The 1101-nt window shown below is 73.8% G+C and carries 1 protein-coding gene and 1 pseudogene; one reads left to right on the top strand and one right to left on the bottom strand.

The genetic code is table 11. The features are described 5' to 3' along the window. A pseudogene (locus tag HW445_RS32095) lies at positions 1-207 on the bottom strand (hypothetical protein); the annotation flags it as partial. Between the two features lie 150 nt (positions 208-357). On the opposite strand from HW445_RS32095, the gene HW445_RS32090 reads away from it, so the two are divergent. Next, positions 358-1101: spermidine synthase (locus tag HW445_RS32090; protein ID WP_180224269.1), on the top strand; the 744-nt coding region annotated here is incomplete at its 3' end.

The following is a 1101-nucleotide window of genomic DNA, read 5'->3' as shown; positions in this document are numbered from 1 at the left end:
GCCCTCGGAGACCAGCCGCTGCGGCTCGAACATCAGGACCACGCAGGCGGCGGCGGCGAGGAGCACCAGCAGCAGGCCCAGCCGGGCCCACGGCGAGAGGAGGAGGCGGGCGCAGCGGGCCAGCGGACCACGGGGGACCGGTGCGGGCGGCGCGGCCACGGCGGACGCGGGGGACGGGGGATGCGGGAGGACGGGCGGGGCGATCACTAATCCAGCGGCCTCGGCGGGGGACGGAGCCGAAGCGGTGCCCCCAGAGCGGGTGGTGGCATCGAGCATTCGGCGACAGTAACCGAGGATGCGGGGTGATCGCCTCCTGCCGTGGCGTACGACATACCGTCATACCGGCACAATGGCCGGGTGAACGAGCCCGTACCCGTGACCCGCGCCGTCGACCACGGCACCGCCAAACTGATGCCGGACGTGGACCGTGAACGGGCCTGGCTGCTGACCGTCGACGGGGCGCCGCAGTCCTACGTCGACCTGGACGAACCGGCGCACCTGGAGTTCGAGTACACCCGGCGGATCGGACACCTGGTGGACACCCTGGGGGAGCCGGGGGAGCCGCTGGACGCGGTGCACCTGGGGGGTGGGGCGCTCACGCTGCCAAGGTATGTGGCGGGGACCAGGCCCAGGTCGCGTCAGCATGTGGTCGAGTACGACAGCGGATTGCTGGAGTTGGTGCTGGAGCACCTGCCGCTGCCGGAGGGCAGTGGGGTGCGGCCCCATGTGGGGGACGCACGTGTGTGGTTGGAGTCGGCCCCGTCGGAGAGCGCGGACCTGGTGGTGGCCGACGTGTTCGGCGGCTCCCGGGTGCCGGCGCACCTGGCCTCCCTGGGGTTCGTGCGGGAGGCGGGGCGGGTCCTGCGGGGGGAGGGCGTGTACGTCGCCAACCTCGCGGACGGCGCGCCGTTCGGGTTCCTGAGGTCCCAGATCGCCACGGTCGCGGAGGTCTTCGGGGAGACGGCGCTGATCGCCGAGCCGGGGATGCTGCGGGGGCGGCGGTTCGGCAACGCGCTGCTGGTCGGCTCGCGGGGGCCGCTGGACGTCGCCGCGGTGGCCCGGAGGGTGGCGTCGGACGCGTTCCCGGCGCGGGTGGTGCAC

The organism is Streptomyces sp. UH6 (assembly GCF_013421635.1).
In the GTDB taxonomy this organism is placed as follows: domain Bacteria; phylum Actinomycetota; class Actinomycetes; order Streptomycetales; family Streptomycetaceae; genus Streptomyces; species Streptomyces abyssomicinicus.
This window is presented reverse-complemented; position numbering and strand designations above follow the sequence as displayed.